A 15,053-nucleotide genomic window follows, 5' to 3' on the forward strand; every position below is an offset into this window, starting at 1 on the left:
CAGTGACTGAGGAGAACGTTGTGCGAGACTCTTTTGGTGATCTGCGGGAGCTGCTGACCTTTCACGCCCGGAGCGAAAAGGCCGGGGATGTCCTGGACTGGGAGTCGGCTGCCCGTGAGCTGGGCGTACGTTCCCTTCCAGCAGATTACCGGGAATTCGTCACGGCGTATGGTGGTGGAAGTATCGAGGATAATATTGGCATCAATGTTCCTGCCTCGGCGGATACTGCTTACGCGGGGCCGATCAAGTGGCTTTCCGTGGAAAGGTCGGGGGGTGACTCCGCTGTCCGGTCGGCCAGCAGGCCCGCCGCTCCTGCGGAGTTGCTCAGGTGGGGCGCGACCATCGGGGCCGACGGCCTGTACTGGGTCGCGGTGGATGCGGATCCAGACCGTTGGCCTGTCGCTGTGTGGGGGCGTGGGGACGCGAAATGGACCGTTTTCGACCGTGGGATGGCTGGCTTCCTTGTCGGGATGTTGCGCGCCGAGTTCGCGTTCTGCCCTCTGACGGATGAAAGCCTGTGGGGTGCCGGCGGAGCGCGATTCCTCCATGCGGAGGACGAGCTGCGTATGGACGAAGCGGGTTTCGACGCCTGGGAGTGAGGTCGCTGTGACAGGGGTGGTGTCGGAACGCACCAGGAGACACCACCCCCTTTCACTTCACGTCATCCGCCGCAGCCCCGCCAGTACGTCCCGCAGCAGCCGGACCTCCGGTGGCACGCTTTCGCTCACCGTCAGGAGGCCTTGGACCACGAGGTCCGAGGCGAGGACGCGGGTGAGGCCGAGGGGGAGGGCGAGGCGGGCGGCGGCCTCGGCGAGGGCCGTGGGGCGGGCGCACAGGTCGAGCAGGGTGCGCTCCTCCGGGTTGAGGGTCAGGGGGCGCGGGGCCTGGCGCGTGGTCAGGAGGGCTTCGAGGGCGATGCCGTACGTGGCCCGCGCGCGTCCGCGCGTGATGACGTACGGGCGCAGTGCCGCCGGGGCGCTCATGCAGTGCCCGTCGGGTGCGGGACGAGGTCGGCCGTGCGTTCCGCCTGGTCGAGCACGGCCCGGGGAACGGCGTCGAAGGGCTCGTCCGCCGGTTCGCCGTCCGTGAGCGCGGCGGCGGGGACGAGGACGACGGCGCGCAGGCCGCCGTACGGGGAGGGGCCCAGGTCGACCTGGAAGCCGTGCCGCCGCGCGTACTGCCCGACGACCGCGAGGCCCGTCTGCGGGACCTCGCCGACCTCGCGCAGGCCGAGCGGCCTGCGGCCCGAGGCGATCTCGCGCGCGGTGTTCAGCCGGTCCGTCGCGAGACCGAGGCCCCCGTCGTGCACCTCGACGACCGCGCCCTTCTGCACGGCGCGCACGGTGACGGGGACCGTCGTGCGCGGTGGCGAGTACTCCGTGGCGTTGGCCAGGAGTTCGGCGACGAGGTGGATGAGGGGCTCGGCGAGCGCGGCCCGTACGGCGGGAGCCGGATCACCCGTCACCTCGACCCTGCGGTAGGCGACGATGCGGCCCGAAGCGGCGCGCGCGACGTCCACGAGGCTCAGCGGCTGCCGCCACTCCTGCCCCGGCCACTCCCCGCACAGCACCTTCAGGCTCTGCGCGTGCCGCGCCTGCTGCGTCGCCGCGTGGTCGGCGAGCATCGTCGTCTCCAGCAGCTCCGCGTCCTCCGGGTACCGGTCCGAGAGGCCCGTGACCGCCGACTGGATGCGGTGGGCCGAGCTCTGCACCCGCCCCGCCAGCTCCACCAGGACGAGCCGGCGCGTCTCCTCCAGGTACTCGCATTCCTCGGCCACCTCGCACAGCACCCGCTCGAAGAGATCCGCGACGGCCTGCGTCAGCTCGGCGCTCTGCGGACGCGGTGGGGGCACCGTCCGGCCCCGGACCGCCGCGGGCAGCCGCTCCTTGACGAAGTGCTCCAGCTCCAGGCGCATCAGCTCCGACTGCTCCGTCAGGTACGACTGCCAGTCCGCGTCCCTGCGCTCGGACTGCGCCGCGCGCCGGGACAGCTCCAGGGCGAGCGACTCGCCGTCGGCGACCGCCGTGCGGTGCTGACGGCGCAGCGCCTCCAGGCCGCACAGCGCGAGCACCATCAGCGTGCCGAGCAGGACGGCGGTCGCGAGCCGCTGCGCGGCGAGCAGCGAGACCGCGCCGCCGTAGCCGCACAGCAGCGTGAGCAGCGTCGCCGGCCACAGCACACCGGTCGCCCGGCCGGACGACGCGGGCGCCGGGACGGGGCCGGGAGAAGAGACGGGGGGACGAGGCATCGAGCACCTTCGGGGGACGTACGGAAGAGGTGGGGAGCAAGGCGCCGCCGGGGGACCGGGGCGCCGGGCGGGCGCGGGGACGGACGGCCGGACGGGCCGTCAACAGGACGCAGTCCACGCCCCTTTCGGGAACCGGACCCCGCACCGACCGGGCGAGCATATCGCCCGAACAGCGGTATCCCGGGTAATCCGGGCGCCCACCGGGCGCGGCGGGCGGAAAAGCTCTGCTGCCTCATGTGGCTAGCCGTGCTCCGCCCGCGCCCCGGTTACGCAAAGTGGCCCCCGCATTCCGTCGATCGGATGACACGCCCCCTCGCGCCACCCCCACCCGGGTGGGGTCGTGCCCCCCGAAAGAGCCATGCCCCGCAGCCCCCGCGCCCGGCGTGGCGCCTGGAGTCGCACCCGCCCGATCGGGTACGGGCATGCCGCCGCCCGCTACCGAGCGCACGCACGGCGCCCCGGCCCCGTACCCGGCGAGAGCCCACGGTGTCCGGACCGCGAACCGCGCCTACGGCAGGATCGCGTCCACGTACCCGCCGTCCACCCGCAGCGCGCCGCCCGTCGTCGCCGAGGCGAGCGGGGAGCTGAGGTAGACCACCATGTGGGCGATCTCCTCCGGCTCGATGAGGCGCTGGAGCAGCGACTGCGGCCGGTGCTCGCGCATGAAGGCGCGCTGGGCCTCGTCCCAGGGCAGGGAGCGGTCGACGAGTTCGTACACGAAGTCCTCGACGCCGCCCGTGTGCGTCGGCCCCGCGATCACCGAGTTGACCGTGACGCCGCTGCCCGCCGCCTCCTTCGCGAAACCGCGCGTCACCGCGAGCAGCGCTGTCTTCGTCATGCCGTAGTGGATCATCTCGGCCGGGATCACGACGGCCGAGTCGCTCGCCAGGTTCTGCACCCGGCCCCAGCCGCGCTCGATCATGCCCGGCAGGTAGGCGCGGATGAGGCGCACCGCGCTGAGCACGTTGACCTCGAAGTAGCGCCGCCACTCCGCGTCGTCGATCTCCAGCGCGGGGCGCGCGCCGAAGATGCCGAGGTTGTTGACGAGGATGTCGGTGCGCGGCAGCCGGTCGAGCACCTGGGTCAGGCCCTCGTCGCTCGCGAGGTCACCGGGCGCCGCCAGGATCTCCGCGTCGGGGAAGCGCTCGCGCAGCGAGGCCGCCGCCGCTTCGGTACGGGCCGCGTCGCGCCCGTTGACCGCGACGCGCGCGCCCGCCTCGGCGAGTCCGGCGGCGATGGCCGCGCCGATGCCCTGGGTCGATCCGGAGACGAGTGCGGTCCTGCCGTCGAGGGTGACATGCATCCGGGGGCTCCCATCGTGGAGGGGGTACGGGGGGTCGTGAGGTGCGTCTGCCCGATTCCGCATCCTCGATCGCCGCAGGGGCTTCTTTCGCGCGGCGTGCCGGACGGACCCCGAAGGTGCGCCCGATATATCACTGTCGGGTGTTCTGTCCCCCGCCGGGCTTCCGCCCCACCGCATGACCGCGCTGCTCCTCGCCCACTTCACGCTCGCCGCGTGCGCCCCGGCCCTCGTGCGGTGGCTCGGGCGGCGGGCCTTCGCCGTGCTCGCGCTGCCCCCGGCCGCCGCCGCGTGCTGGGGCTTCGCCTCCTGGGCGGACGTCTCGCACGGGCGCGAGAGCGTCACGGTGTGGCGGTGGCTGCCCGCGTACGGCGTGGACTACGCGCTGCGGCTCGACGCCCTCGGCGAGCTGATGGTGCTCCTCGCGGGCGGCGTCGGGGCCCTCGTCCTGCTCTACTGCGTCTGGTACTTCGAGGACACGACCCCGCAGCTCGGCCGTTTCGGCGGCTCCCTGCTCGCCTTCGCCGGGGCGATGCTCGGCCTCGTCCTCGCGGACGACCTGATCCTGCTCTACATCTTCTGGGAACTGACCACCGTCTTCTCCTTCCTGCTCATCGGGCACGGCAGCACCGTCAAGCAGAACCGGCGCTCCGCGCTCCAGGCGCTCACCGTCACGACCTTCGGCGGGCTCGCGATGCTCGTCGGCTTCGTCATCCTCGGCACCGTCACGCACACGTACCGGCTCTCGGAGCTGGTCGCGCACCCGCCGCCCGCCTCGGGCACCGTCGCGACCGCCCTCGTCCTGATCCTGTGCGGCGCGCTGTCGAAATCCGCGATCTGGCCGTTCAGCCTGTGGCTGCCCAACGCGATGGCCGCGCCCACCCCCGTCAGCGCCTACCTGCACGCCGCCGCGATGGTCAAGGGCGGCGTCTACCTCATCGCCCGGCTCGCGCCCGGCTTCGCGCACATCGAGCCCTGGCGCCCGCTCCTCCTCGTCCTCGGCACCGCGACGATGCTCCTCGGCGGCTGGCGCGCCCTGCGCCTGCACGACCTGAAACTCGTCCTCGCCTACGGCACGGTCAGCCAGCTCGGGTTCCTCACCGTCCTCGCCGGGGCCGGTACGTACGACACCGGGCTCGCCACCGGTGTGATGATCCTCGCGCACGCGCTCTTCAAGGCGCCGCTGTTCCTCGTCACGGGCGTCGTCGACCACGCGACGGGGACGCGGGACCTGCGCTCGCTGTCCGGGCTCGGCCGCCGCCTGCCCGTCCTCGCCGCGATCGCCGTCGTCGCGGGCCTCTCCATGGCCGCGGTGCCACCGCTGCTCGGCTTCGCCGCCAAGGAGGCCGCCTTCCAGGCGCTCCTCAACGGCGACGCCGCCGACCACTGGGCCCTCGCCGGGTGCGTCCTCGGCTCGGCCCTCACGACGGGCTACACCCTGCGCTACCTGTGGGGCGCCTTCGCCCGCAAGCCCGGCGTACCCGACACCGTGCCGCACGCCGTCGCGCCCGGCTTCCTCCTCGCGCCCGCGGTCCTCGCCGCCTCCTGCCTCTTCCTCGGCCCCGCCGTCCAGGGCACCGAGGACCTCTTCGGCACGTACGCCGCCGCCTTCCCCCGGCCCGCGCACCCCTACCACCTCGCGCTGTGGCACGGCGTCGGCACCGCGCTCGCGCTCTCCGCCGCCGCCTGGGCGGCCGGCCTCGGGCTCTTCCTCCTCCGCGACCGCGTCGACCTGCTCGGGCGCGCCGTCGCCTGGCGCTCCGCCGACCTCGTCTTCGGGCGCTTCCTCCTCGCCCTCGAACGCCTCGCGCTCCAGTGCACGGGCTTCGTGCAGCGCGGCTCGCTCTCCGCGTACCTCGCGACCGTCTTCGCCGTCGTCCTCGCCGGGCAGATCGCCGTCCTCGCCGTCGACGAACCGTGGCAGGACGCGCCCGCGCCCCGGCTGTGGGACACCCCGGCGCAGGCCGCTGTCGCCGTCCTGACCTGCGTCGTGGCCCTGCTGTGCCTCGGCGCGCGGCGGCGCATGAAGGCCGTCGTCCTCGTCGGGCTCAGCGGGTACGGGACGGGGCTGCTCTTCGTCGTGCAGGGCGCCCCGGACCTGGCGCTCACCCAGTTCTGCGTCGAGACCGTCTCGATGGTCGTGTTCGTCCTCGTCCTGCGCCGGATGCCCGTCCACTTCGAGGAGAACTACACGCGCTGGCGCCGCGTCCTGCGCGCACCGGTCGCGCTCCTCGGCGCGGCCGCCATCGGCTGCGTCGTGTGGATCATGGCCGGGGCGCGCTCCGCCTCGCCCGCCGGGAGCGCGATGGTCGAGGAGACCGCGCACCACGGCCTCAAGGACGTCGTCGCGACGATCCTCGTCGACCTGCGTGCCTGGGACACGATGGGCGAGTCCGCCGTCCTCGCCGCCGCCGCCATCGGCGTCACGAGCCTCATCTACCTGCACCGCCGCACCGAGAGCGACGAACTGCTCCCCGCCAAGCCCCCGGGGGAACCCCCGTCCCCCGTGCACACGACGGGCGCGAGCCCCGGCGAACGGCGGCCCTCGGGCGCGACCCGCTGGACCGCCTGGACCCTCCCGCACCGGGACCTCGCCGGGCTCCCCGAGGGCGACGAGACCGCTCCCGAGCGCACCTGGCTCGCCGCCGGCAAGACCCTCGCGCCCGAACACCGCTCGGTCATCTTCGAAGTCGTCGCCCGGCTCGTCTACCACCCGATCCTCGTGCTCTCGGTCTACCTGCTCTTCTGCGCCGAGAACATGCCGGGCGGCGGCTTCGTCGCGGGACTCGTCGCCGGGGTCGCCTTCATCACCCGCTACCTCGCCGGGGGCCGCTTCGAACTGGCCGCCGCCGCGCCCTTCGGGCCCGGACTCCTCACCGGGCTGGGCCTGTTCGTCTCCACCGGCGTCGCGCTCGGCGGACTCGCCGAAGGCACCGTGCTCCACGGCTGGACCTGGCACGGCGACTGGGCCGTCTTCGGCAAGGTCCACCTCTCCACCGCCGTCCTCTTCGACTGCGGCGTCTACCTGCTCGTCCTCGGCGTCGTCCTCGACCTCGTCCGCGCCCTCGGCGCCAAGATCGACCGGCAGATCGAGCGCGTCGCCGCCCTGCGCGCCGCCCAGCACGAGAGGGGCGCCCGGTGACCCTGAGCCTCGCCGTGCTCGTCTCCGCCGTCGTGCTCTGCGCCGTCGGCGGGGCCCTCGTCCTCACCCGCTCCCTGAGCCGCATCCTGCTCGGCACCGTCATCCTCGGCAACGGGGCCAACCTCCTCGTCCTCGCCTCCACCGGCTCCGCCGCCGAACCCCCGCTCCTCTACCCGCGCATCATCCGCAACCGCGTCACCGACCCGCTCCCGCAGGCCGTCGCCCTCACCGCCATCGTCATCGCCCTCGCCACCACCGCCTTCCTCCTCGCCCTCGCCTACCGCACCCACCAGGTCACGGGCTCGGACGAACTGCGCGACGACACCGAGGACCGCCTCGTCGCCCTGCGCGCCGAAGTCCTCGACGAACGCAGCGCCCTGCGCGCCCGCTACCGCGAGATCCGCGCCACTCGCGGCCACTCCCCGCGCGCCCGCGCCCGCTACCGCGCCGAACGCAAGGAACTCCGCGCCCGCCTGCGCGCCGACCGCGCCTACCAGGCCCGCGCCCGCGACGCCTCCGGCGACCTGTGGAACGACATCCTCGGCGCCGACCCGGAGGAGTACGCGGACCCGGGGGACGAGGGCGGCGGTACGGGGCAGGGCGGTGGCGGTACGGGGCCGGACGGGGGCGGTACGGGACCGGGGCGCCCCGAGCAGGAGGGCCGCCCCGACCCCCGTACGGCCGGAGATGCCCGTACGGCTGGAGAACCCCGTCCCCCCGATGAAGCCCGTCCCGCCGAGGACCCCGGTCCCGCCAACGACCCAGGGCAGGAGGGCGAAGAGCCCCGGTGAACTCCCTCGTCCCGCTCCCCGTCGTCCTCCCGCTCCTCGTCACCGGGCTCAAGCTCGCCATCGGGGCCCGCCTGCACCGCTTCCAGCGGCTCATCAGCGTCGCCGTGCTCACCGCCGTGCTCGTGCTCTCGGTCCTCCTCATGGTCGAGGCCGACCGCACCGGGCCGCTCGTCGTGCACCTCGGCGACTTCGCCCCGCCGCTCGGCGTCACGCTCGTCGCCGACCGGCTCGCCGGGCTCATGCTCACCGTCTCCTCGGCCGTGACCCTCCTCGTCCTGCTCTACTCGCTCGGGCAGGGCATGGCCGACCGCGACGACGAGAGCCCGCTCGGCGTCTTCCACCCCGCCTACCTCGTCCTTGTCGCCGGGGTCTCCTGCACCTTCCTCGCGGGCGACCTCGTCAACCTCTACGTCGGCTTCGAGATCATGCTCGTCGCGAGCTACGTCCTGCTCACGATCGGCGGCACCGAGCCCCGCGTGCGCGCGGGCGCCACGTACGTGATCATCTCGCTCTTCTCCTCGATGCTCTTCCTCGTCGCGATCGCCATGACGTACGCGGCCTGCGGCACCGTCAACTTCGGTCAGCTCGCCGTCCGCCTCCAGGACATCCCGCTCGGCGCGCGCACGCTGCTGGAGGCGATGCTCCTGACGGTCTTCTCGATCAAGGCCGCCGTCTTCCCGCTCGCCGCCTGGCTGCCCGACTCCTACCCGACGACGCCCGCGCCCGTCACAGCCGTCTTCGCCGGGCTGCTCACCAAGGTCGGCGTCTACTCGATGCTGCGCGTCGAGACGCTCCTCTTCCCCGGGCACCGTCTCGGCGACCTCCTGCTGCTCGCCGCGCTCGCCTCGATGGTCGTCGGCATCCTCGGCGCCGTCGCGCAGACCGACCTGAAACGCGTCCTGTCCTTCACGCTCATCAGCCACATCGGCTACATGGTCTTCGGGATCGGCCTCGCGACCCGCTCGGGGCTCGGCGGCGCGATCGTCTACGTCGCCCACCACATCACCGTGCAGACGACCCTCTTCCTCGTCGCCGGCCTCATCGAACGGCGCGGCGGCACCACCGAGCTGACCCGGCTCGGCGGTCTCGCCCGCAGCGCCCCGCTGCTCGCCGTGCTCTTCTTCGTCCCCGCGATGAACCTCGCGGGCGTCCCCCCGCTCTCCGGCTTCATCGGCAAGCTCGAACTCCTGCGCGCGGGCGCCCAGGCCGGGGGCGGCTGGGCGTGGATGCTGGTCGCCGGGTCCGCCGCCACGAGCCTGCTCACGCTCTACGTCATGGCGAAGGTGTGGAACCTCGCGTTCTGGCGCGCGGCCCCGCCCGGACAGCTCGCCGAGGGCGCGGTCCTGGAGGAGAGCGAGAACGACGACGAGGGCGACGACGAGACGACCCGTCCCGAACCGGCCGGGCGCGCCGCCCCCGCGACCCTCTCGGGCCGCGCCGTCACCAAGACCACGAGCAGGCTGCCGCCCACGATGACGCTCGCCACGGCCGCCGCCGTCACGCTCGGCCTCGCGTACACGGTCCTCGGCGGCCCGCTCACCTCCTTCACCGACCGCTCCGCCGGTGAACTCCTCGCCCGTACCCCCTACATCGAGGCGGTGCTGCACCGTTGAGCATCCTCTTCCGGGGCAACAGACGCTCCCCGTACAGCTGGGCCTTCGGCGGCGGCACGAGCAGACGTGTCCTCGACCTGCCGCTCATCGCCTGGCTCACCGTCATCTGGGTCCTGCTGTGGGGCACGCTCTCCTGGGCCAACCTCGTCAACGGGATCCTCGTCGGCGTCGCCGTGTGCCTCCTCTTCCCGCTGCCCGCCGTCGACCTCGGGCTGCGCCTGCGCCCGCTCGGCATCGTGCGCCTCGTGCTCTTCCTGCTGTGGGACATGGCCGTGTCCAGCATCCGGGTCACCCGCATGATCCTCACCCCGGGCCCCTACCCCGCCGCCGTCGTCGCCGTGCCGCTGCGCTGCCGCAGCGACCTCATGCTCACCGCGACGGCCCTCGCCGTCTCGGCCGTCCCCGGGGGCTCCGTCATCGAGGTCAGGCAGGCGACGGCGACGCTCTTCGTGCACGTGCTCGACGCCGACGACCCCCAGCAGATCGACCGCGCCCGCCGCTCCGTGTGGCACACCGAACGGCTCACCGCGCGGGCCTTCGGCACGGCGGAGGACGTCCGCCTGGTCGCGGCCCCGCCCCCCGAGGAGGAGACGTGAGCGTGCTCGACACCCTGGAGGGGAACCTGATCATCGCGGCGGGGGCCATGGTCGCGCTCGCGGGCGCCCTGCTGCTCGTACGGATCTGGCGCGGGCCCTCGATGCTCGACCGGGCCGTCGCGCTCGACGTCGTCGCGGCACTCATCACGGCGGGCATCGGCGTCAAGGCCGCCTGGGACCGCGACCCCTTCTACATCCCGGTGATGCTCGTGCTCGCCTTCCTCGGCTTCACGGGCTCGGTCGGCATCGCCCGCTTCATCGCCGTACGCGACCGCCCGCGACCCGCACCCCTCAAGGGAGACCGCCGATGAGCGCCTGGACCCGCACCGCCGATCTCGCCGGGGCCGTGCTCCTCCTCCTCGGCTGCCTCCAGTGCCTCCTGGGCGTCCTCGGGATGCTCCTGCTGCCCGACGTCCTGGCGCGCAGTCACTCCGCGACCAAGCCCCAGACCCTCGGCCTGCTCCTGATCGTCGCCGGGGTGGCGCTACGGCTGCGCAACGGCATCGACATCGGCACCCTCGCGCTCGTCGTCTTCTTCCAGTTCCTCACCGCCCCCGTCGCCTCCCACCTCGTCGCCCGCTCCGCCTACCGCACCCGCCAGCTGGTCGTCCACGACCTCGTCCGCGATGACCTCGACCCGCAACTGAGCCCGGAGGACGAGGACGACGGCGGCGCGCCGGGGGCGGAGGGGGACGCGCCGAGGCCGTAGCCACCACCTGCCGGGCGTGGGCGGGGGAGCAGGGCCCTCCCGCCCACGCCGACGGGGCCTCAGCCCCGTACGAGGGCCACGTCGTCCACCGTCCAGTACCAGTTGTTGCCCGCCGTGTACCGGAACCGAAACCGCGCCGTGCGCGCTCCCGCCGGGACCTGGAGCGGGATCGTCTCGGTGCGCGAGGGGACGTCGGCGGTGTACGTCCGCAGGGAGACGGGCGCGGCGCCGTCGTAGGACACCAGCACCTCGCCGCGCTGCGGCGACTCCTGCCGGTAGTACGTCGTGTAGCGCAGGACGCTGCCCGCCGGCACCGCCCACGCGGGGCTGACGAGCGTCGAGTCGAAGCCGCCCGTGAACGTGCGGTCGGCCCACTCGTCGCCGTCCGCGACCGCGAAGACGTTCCGCGCGCGGACGTTGTTCTCGCGGCCCTGACCGCGTTCGGTGGCGCTCCAGAACTCGTCCGTCGTGAAGCTCCAGCCGCGCCACTCGGTGACGCCGCCGCTCATGCCGGTGTTCTCCACGCTCCAGCCGCTCGGCGCGGTGTGCGTGAAGCCGAGCGTCCCGGCCGGGATGCCCGTCTCGTCGACGCGGCCACCGAGCGCGGGCCGCAGCGTGTCGAAGGGGTCGGTGGACGCCACCGTGAGCGGACGCCCGTCGAGCCCCCACGCCGGGTCGATCGGCACGCCCAGGTGCGCGAGCGCGGTCACCGCGACGTCCGGCATCCGCACGTCGTAGCGCACGCTCCCGGCCGGGAGACCGCCGCCCGAGGCGACGAGGAAGGTCTGCCGCTCGGGCAGGGTGTTGCCGCCGTGCCCGCCCGCGTCGGTGTGCCCGTGATCGGTCGTCACGAGGACGAGCCAGTCCTCCCGCGCGTACGAGGACCGGCCGCGCACGGCGTCGAGGAGCTGTCCGAGCTGGGCGTCGACGGTCGCGAGCGCCTGGAGGTACTGGTTGCTCGCGGCGCCGTAGGAGTGCCCGGCGTGGTCGACGTTGTCGAGGTGGACGAAGACGGCGTCGTGGTTCGCGTCGCGCAGGGCGGCGACGGCACGCGACGTCGTGCCGGTGTCGTACTCGGCGGACGGGGTGGAGACGCGGGTGTCGACCTCCGCCGAGAACACGGTCGTGGTGAGCGGGTTCCAGGAGGCGACGGCGTACGTCGACAGGCTGGACCGGTACCGCTCGGCGCGGGTGAGGAAGTCCGGGTACAGGTCGAAACGGCGGCCGGTGAAGTCGTTGTCCCGCACCTTGTGCTTGTCGGGCCACACGCCGGTGAGGATCGTCGACCAGCCGGGACCGGAGAGCGTGGGCGCGAGCGGTTCGCTGTACAGCAGGCTCGTGGCGGTCACGCCGGAGGCGCGCAGGGCGTCCAGGCGCGGGGTGCCGGCCGCGGCGGTACGCGAAAGCAGGGCGCCGTCGATGCCGACGAGCAGCACCTTCGGGGTGCGGTCGGCGGCGCGGGCGGGGGAGAGGGGGAGGGCGGCGCCGAGGAGTACGGCGCCGACGCCGCCGAGCACGGCGCGGCGCGAGGGGGAGAGGGGAGCGAGGGGGCCGGTCGTGCTGTCTGCGGGCATCACAGGGCCTCGATTTCCATGGGTGTGAAGGGGGTCGTCCTGCCGGGAGGCAGGGCGTGGCGGCTGCCCCCGGGGACCGGACACCGTGTCCGGCCCCCGCGGGCTTCGGCCGCCGGTCAGCTGCCGGTCGCGGTCTTCCAGGCGTCGACGTACGTGTCCAGGTGCTCGCTCAGGTCGTTCCAGTCCGGGGCGAAGACCTCGACGCCGGCCATGATCTTCGCGAGGTCCGTGGCGCGGGCGTCGCTCGCCTTGACGTCCGCGCGCGCCGCGAAGCCGCCGCCGACCGAGCTGACCTCGCGCTGCGCGGCGGGGGAGAGGAGGTAGTCGAGGAGCTTGCGGCCGTTCGCGGAGTGCGGAGCCTTGGTGACGAGCCCGGCCGCGTACGGCAGCGCGAAGGTCGTCGGCTTGCCGGAGTCCCCGGCGGGGAACCAGATGCCGAGGTTCGGCATGCTCGTCGACTGCGCGTAGTTCATCTGCACGTCGCCGTTGCCGACGAGGAGTTCGCCCTTGTCGACCTTCGGCGCGAGCTTGCCCGTCGACGCGGACGGGCCGACGTTGTTGGCCTGGAGCTTCTTCAGGTACGCCATCGCCGCGTCCTTGCCGCCGAGGTCGTGCATCGCCTTGACGAGCACGGCGGTGCCGTCGCCCGCGACGCCCGGCGTCGAGTACTGGAGGCGGTTCTTGAACTTCCCGTCGAGCAGGTCGTCCCACGTCTTCGGCGGGTTCTTCAGCTCCTTCTTGTTGTAGATGAACCCGAAGTAGTTGTTGACGACGGTCGTCCACGTGCCGTTCGCCGACTTCGTCTCCGCGGGGACGGCGTCCGCGCCCTCGGGCGCGTACTTCTGGAGCAGGCCCTTGCTGTCGGCCTGCTGGATGAAGGGCGGGAGCGTGATGAGGACATCGGCCTGCGCGTGGGACTTCTCGCGCACGGCGCGCTGCACCATCTCGCCCGAACCCCCTTCCACGTACCTGACCTTGATGCCGGTCTTCTTCTCGAAGTCCTTGAAGACCTTGTCGTACCAGCCGTCGCCGTTCTCGCCCTTCAGACCGTCCGCGCTGTACACGGTGACGGTCTTGTCGTCGGCGGCGGCCGAGCCGCCGCACGCCGAGAGCGTGGCGGCGAGGACGGCGCAGGAGGCGAGGGCGGCGAGCGGGGTGAGGTGGCGTGTGCGCATGACGTACGTACTCCGGGGGAGGGGACTGCGGGGCGGGAAGGGTTGCTTCAGCGGTACGAGGCCCGCGTACGGACCCGGGAGAGCCCGAGCAGTACGAGGAGCGTCGTCACCAGGAGCACCACCGCCGTCGCGGCGCCCGAGAAGAGCGAACCGCGGTCGGTGGCCGAGAAGATGAGAACGGGCAGGGGCACCCAGTCGGGCGGGTAGAGCATCATCGTGGCGCTCAGCTCCCCCATCGACAGGGCGAAGCAGAGTCCGGCCGCGGCGCCGAGCGCGGGCAGCAGCAGGGGGAGGCGTACGCGCCACAGCACCGTGAACGGGCGGGCGCCGAGGCCCGCCGCGGCCTGCGCGAACGCCGGGTCCAGCCGCCGCGTGGCCGCGCTCACCGACTGGTAGGCGAACGCCGTGACCAGCACGGTGTGCGCGAGGATCACGATCCACCGCGTCCCGTTGAGCAGGAACGGCGGCTGGCTGAACGCCACCAGGAGGCACAGCCCGACGACGACCGAGGGCACCGCGACGGGGAGCACGAACAGGGCGTCCACGACCCGCCGTCCGCGCGGCCCGAGCCCCTCGGCGGCGAGCGCCGCCCACGTACCGACGACCAGCGCGAGCAGGCTCGCCACGACCGCCGTCACCAGGCTCGTCGTCAGCGCGTCGAGCGCGTCCCCGCGCGTCGCCGTGGCGTAGTGCGCGAGCGTCGGCGCCGAGGGCAGCGCCCCCGACCAGCGACCCGCGAACGAGGCCGCGACGATGACCCCGAGGGGCAGCGCGAAGAGCGGCAGGAACAGGACGAGGAACAGCGCCCACACGGCGTACCTGCCCGCCCGGCTACGCACCAGCACGACGGCTCACCACCCGGTACAGGCCGTACAGGCCCACGGAGACGACGATGTTGACGACGGCGACCGCGCACGCGGCCGGGTAGTCGGATTCGAGGATCGCCTTGCTGTAGATCAGCGTCGGCAGGGTCGTGACGCCCTTCGCGCCCGTGAACAGGACGATGCCGAACTCGTTGAGGCACAGCACGAGGACGAGGCTTCCGCCCGCCGCGAGTGCCGGCAGCGCCTCCGGCAGGATGACGCGCCGCACGATGCGCGCGGGCCGCGCGCCCAGCGAGGCGGCGACCTCCACCTGCGCGGTGTCGAGTTGCGCGAAGGCCGCGAGCACCGGCCGCATCACGAACGGCGTGAAGTAGGTGATCTCGGCGAGCAGGACGCCCCACGGGGTGGTGAGGAACGCGAAGGGCCCGTGCGCGGCGCCCGTCACGTCCGTCCACAGCCCGTTCGCCATCCCCACCGTCCCGTACACGAAGAGCAGCGCGAGGGTGATGAGGAACGAGGGGAAGGACAGGAACACCTCGACGCACCGCCCGACGAGCCGCGCCCCGGGAAAGGGCACGAACGCGAGGACGAGCGCGAGGAAGAAGCCGAGCACGAGACACCCGGCCGTCGTCCCCGCCGCGAGGTACACGGTCGTGCCGAGCGCCTCGCGGAACGCGCCCGAGGCGAACACGTCGGAGTACGCGGCGAACGACGTCCCGCCCTCGTCCGGCCGCACCGACTGCCGCACGAGCAGGACGAGCGGGTAGAGGAAGGCGAAACCGAGCGCGGCGAGGGGCGGCAGGAGCCACACCCAGCGCGGTACGGGGCGCACGCGCGCGGGGAGGGCCGCGCTCTGGTCGACCGGTGTCCCGGTCGCGGTGCCGCTCATGTGGCACCCCCGCGCGCGAGGAGCACCGCGTCGTCCGGCGCGAAGCCGACCGTCACGTCCTCGCCGACACCCGCGGGCTCCGCGCTCCCGGGCACGTCCACGAGCAGGAGGTGGTCGCCGACGCGGACGTGCAGCCGGTGCGCGTCGCCCCGCCACTGCCGCTCGGCGACCGTGCCGCGCAGGGCGTTCGGG

At 73.2% G+C, this 15,053-nt stretch carries 15 protein-coding genes; 7 read left to right on the top strand and 8 right to left on the bottom strand.

Annotated features, from left to right (window positions below; genetic code table 11):
* Nucleotides 1-2: 2 nt before the first annotated feature.
* Nucleotides 3-599, top strand: coding sequence for a hypothetical protein (locus G3I42_RS22695; protein ID WP_164288755.1), 597 nt, complete (start codon nucleotides 3-5; stop codon nucleotides 597-599).
* Nucleotides 600-656: 57 nt separating this feature from the next.
* On the opposite strand, the gene G3I42_RS22700 is transcribed toward G3I42_RS22695, so the two are convergent.
* The 3 genes from G3I42_RS22700 to G3I42_RS22710 all read right to left on the bottom strand — a co-directional run bounded on the left by G3I42_RS22700 (nucleotide 657) and on the right by G3I42_RS22710 (nucleotide 3,551).
* Nucleotides 657-983 (bottom strand): DUF742 domain-containing protein, encoded by a 327-nt coding sequence (locus G3I42_RS22700; RefSeq protein WP_164288757.1) that lies wholly within the window; start codon nucleotides 981-983, stop codon nucleotides 657-659.
* The gene (locus tag G3I42_RS22705; protein WP_239096620.1) at nucleotides 980-2,248 is read right to left on the bottom strand and encodes an ATP-binding protein; all 1,269 of its coding nucleotides are present in this window, start codon (nucleotides 2,246-2,248) and stop codon (nucleotides 980-982) included. Before G3I42_RS22705 ends, G3I42_RS22700 begins: the two co-directional genes overlap by 4 nt.
* A gap of 508 nt (nucleotides 2,249-2,756) precedes the next feature.
* Nucleotides 2,757-3,551 (bottom strand): SDR family oxidoreductase, encoded by a 795-nt coding sequence (locus tag G3I42_RS22710; protein WP_164288759.1) that lies wholly within the window; start codon nucleotides 3,549-3,551, stop codon nucleotides 2,757-2,759.
* Nucleotides 3,552-3,726: 175 nt separating this feature from the next.
* Here G3I42_RS22710 and G3I42_RS22715 point away from each other — a divergent pair, with 175 nt between their 5' ends.
* The 6 genes from G3I42_RS22715 to mnhG are packed head-to-tail and all read left to right on the top strand — an operon-like array spanning nucleotide 3,727 to nucleotide 10,399.
* A complete protein-coding gene (locus G3I42_RS22715; RefSeq protein WP_164288761.1) occupies nucleotides 3,727-6,690 on the top strand; it encodes a Na+/H+ antiporter subunit A in 2,964 nt (987 codons plus the stop codon).
* Nucleotides 6,687-7,481 carry a Na(+)/H(+) antiporter subunit C gene (locus G3I42_RS22720; RefSeq protein ID WP_164288763.1) on the top strand — a complete coding sequence of 265 codons (795 nt, stop codon included), beginning with the start codon at nucleotides 6,687-6,689 and terminating at the stop codon, nucleotides 7,479-7,481. The genes G3I42_RS22715 and G3I42_RS22720 overlap by 4 nt, the downstream gene beginning before the upstream one ends.
* A complete protein-coding gene (locus tag G3I42_RS22725; protein WP_164288765.1) occupies nucleotides 7,478-9,094 on the top strand; it encodes a Na+/H+ antiporter subunit D in 1,617 nt (538 codons plus the stop codon). Before G3I42_RS22720 ends, G3I42_RS22725 begins: the two co-directional genes overlap by 4 nt.
* Nucleotides 9,091-9,690 carry a Na+/H+ antiporter subunit E gene (locus G3I42_RS22730; RefSeq protein WP_164288767.1) on the top strand — a complete coding sequence of 200 codons (600 nt, stop codon included), beginning with the start codon at nucleotides 9,091-9,093 and terminating at the stop codon, nucleotides 9,688-9,690. Before G3I42_RS22725 ends, G3I42_RS22730 begins: the two co-directional genes overlap by 4 nt.
* The gene (locus tag G3I42_RS22735) at nucleotides 9,687-10,001 is read left to right on the top strand and encodes a monovalent cation/H+ antiporter complex subunit F (protein ID WP_164288769.1); all 315 of its coding nucleotides are present in this window, start codon (nucleotides 9,687-9,689) and stop codon (nucleotides 9,999-10,001) included. Before G3I42_RS22730 ends, G3I42_RS22735 begins: the two co-directional genes overlap by 4 nt.
* Nucleotides 9,998-10,399: a monovalent cation/H(+) antiporter subunit G gene (gene mnhG, locus G3I42_RS22740; protein ID WP_164288771.1), complete on the top strand. Its 402-nt coding sequence runs from the start codon at nucleotides 9,998-10,000 to the stop codon at nucleotides 10,397-10,399. Before G3I42_RS22735 ends, mnhG begins: the two co-directional genes overlap by 4 nt.
* Before the next feature lie 59 nt (nucleotides 10,400-10,458).
* Here mnhG and G3I42_RS22745 read toward each other — a convergent pair whose 3' ends face one another.
* The 5 genes from G3I42_RS22745 to G3I42_RS22765 all read right to left on the bottom strand — a co-directional run.
* Entirely contained in the window at nucleotides 10,459-11,973 is a 1,515-nt protein-coding gene (locus G3I42_RS22745; RefSeq protein WP_203607182.1) for an alkaline phosphatase family protein, read from the bottom strand.
* A gap of 116 nt (nucleotides 11,974-12,089) precedes the next feature.
* Complete coding sequence (locus tag G3I42_RS22750) at nucleotides 12,090-13,148, bottom strand: 2-aminoethylphosphonate ABC transporter substrate-binding protein (RefSeq protein WP_164288773.1); 1,059 nt, start codon at nucleotides 13,146-13,148, stop codon at nucleotides 12,090-12,092.
* Between the two features lie 47 nt (nucleotides 13,149-13,195).
* Complete coding sequence (locus tag G3I42_RS22755) at nucleotides 13,196-13,993, bottom strand: ABC transporter permease subunit (RefSeq protein ID WP_164288775.1); 798 nt, start codon at nucleotides 13,991-13,993, stop codon at nucleotides 13,196-13,198.
* Entirely contained in the window at nucleotides 13,980-14,861 is an 882-nt protein-coding gene (locus G3I42_RS22760; RefSeq protein ID WP_164288777.1) for a 2-aminoethylphosphonate ABC transporter permease subunit, read from the bottom strand. Before G3I42_RS22760 ends, G3I42_RS22755 begins: the two co-directional genes overlap by 14 nt.
* Nucleotides 14,858-15,053 (bottom strand): TOBE domain-containing protein (locus G3I42_RS22765; RefSeq protein WP_164288779.1); only part of this gene is annotated, 196 nt, incomplete at its 5' end. The genes G3I42_RS22760 and G3I42_RS22765, both read right to left, overlap by 4 nt.

The organism is Streptomyces sp. SID11385, assembly GCF_010548245.1.
Classification (GTDB): domain Bacteria; phylum Actinomycetota; class Actinomycetes; order Streptomycetales; family Streptomycetaceae; genus Streptomyces.

Coding starts and splice junctions, on each gene's coding strand:
- G3I42_RS22745 (WP_203607182.1), bottom strand. CDS start 11,973: ATGCCCGCAGACAGCACGACCGGCCCCCTCGCTCCCCTCTCCCCCTCG.
- G3I42_RS22715 (WP_164288761.1), top strand. CDS start 3,727: ATGACCGCGCTGCTCCTCGCCCACTTCACGCTCGCCGCGTGCGCCCCG.
- G3I42_RS22750 (WP_164288773.1), bottom strand. CDS start 13,148: ATGCGCACACGCCACCTCACCCCGCTCGCCGCCCTCGCCTCCTGCGCC.
- mnhG (WP_164288771.1), top strand. CDS start 9,998: ATGAGCGCCTGGACCCGCACCGCCGATCTCGCCGGGGCCGTGCTCCTC.
- G3I42_RS22760 (WP_164288777.1), bottom strand. CDS start 14,861: ATGAGCGGCACCGCGACCGGGACACCGGTCGACCAGAGCGCGGCCCTC.
- G3I42_RS22700 (WP_164288757.1), bottom strand. CDS start 983: ATGAGCGCCCCGGCGGCACTGCGCCCGTACGTCATCACGCGCGGACGC.
- G3I42_RS22710 (WP_164288759.1), bottom strand. CDS start 3,551: ATGCATGTCACCCTCGACGGCAGGACCGCACTCGTCTCCGGATCGACC.
- G3I42_RS22705 (WP_239096620.1), bottom strand. CDS start 2,248: ATGCCTCGTCCCCCCGTCTCTTCTCCCGGCCCCGTCCCGGCGCCCGCG.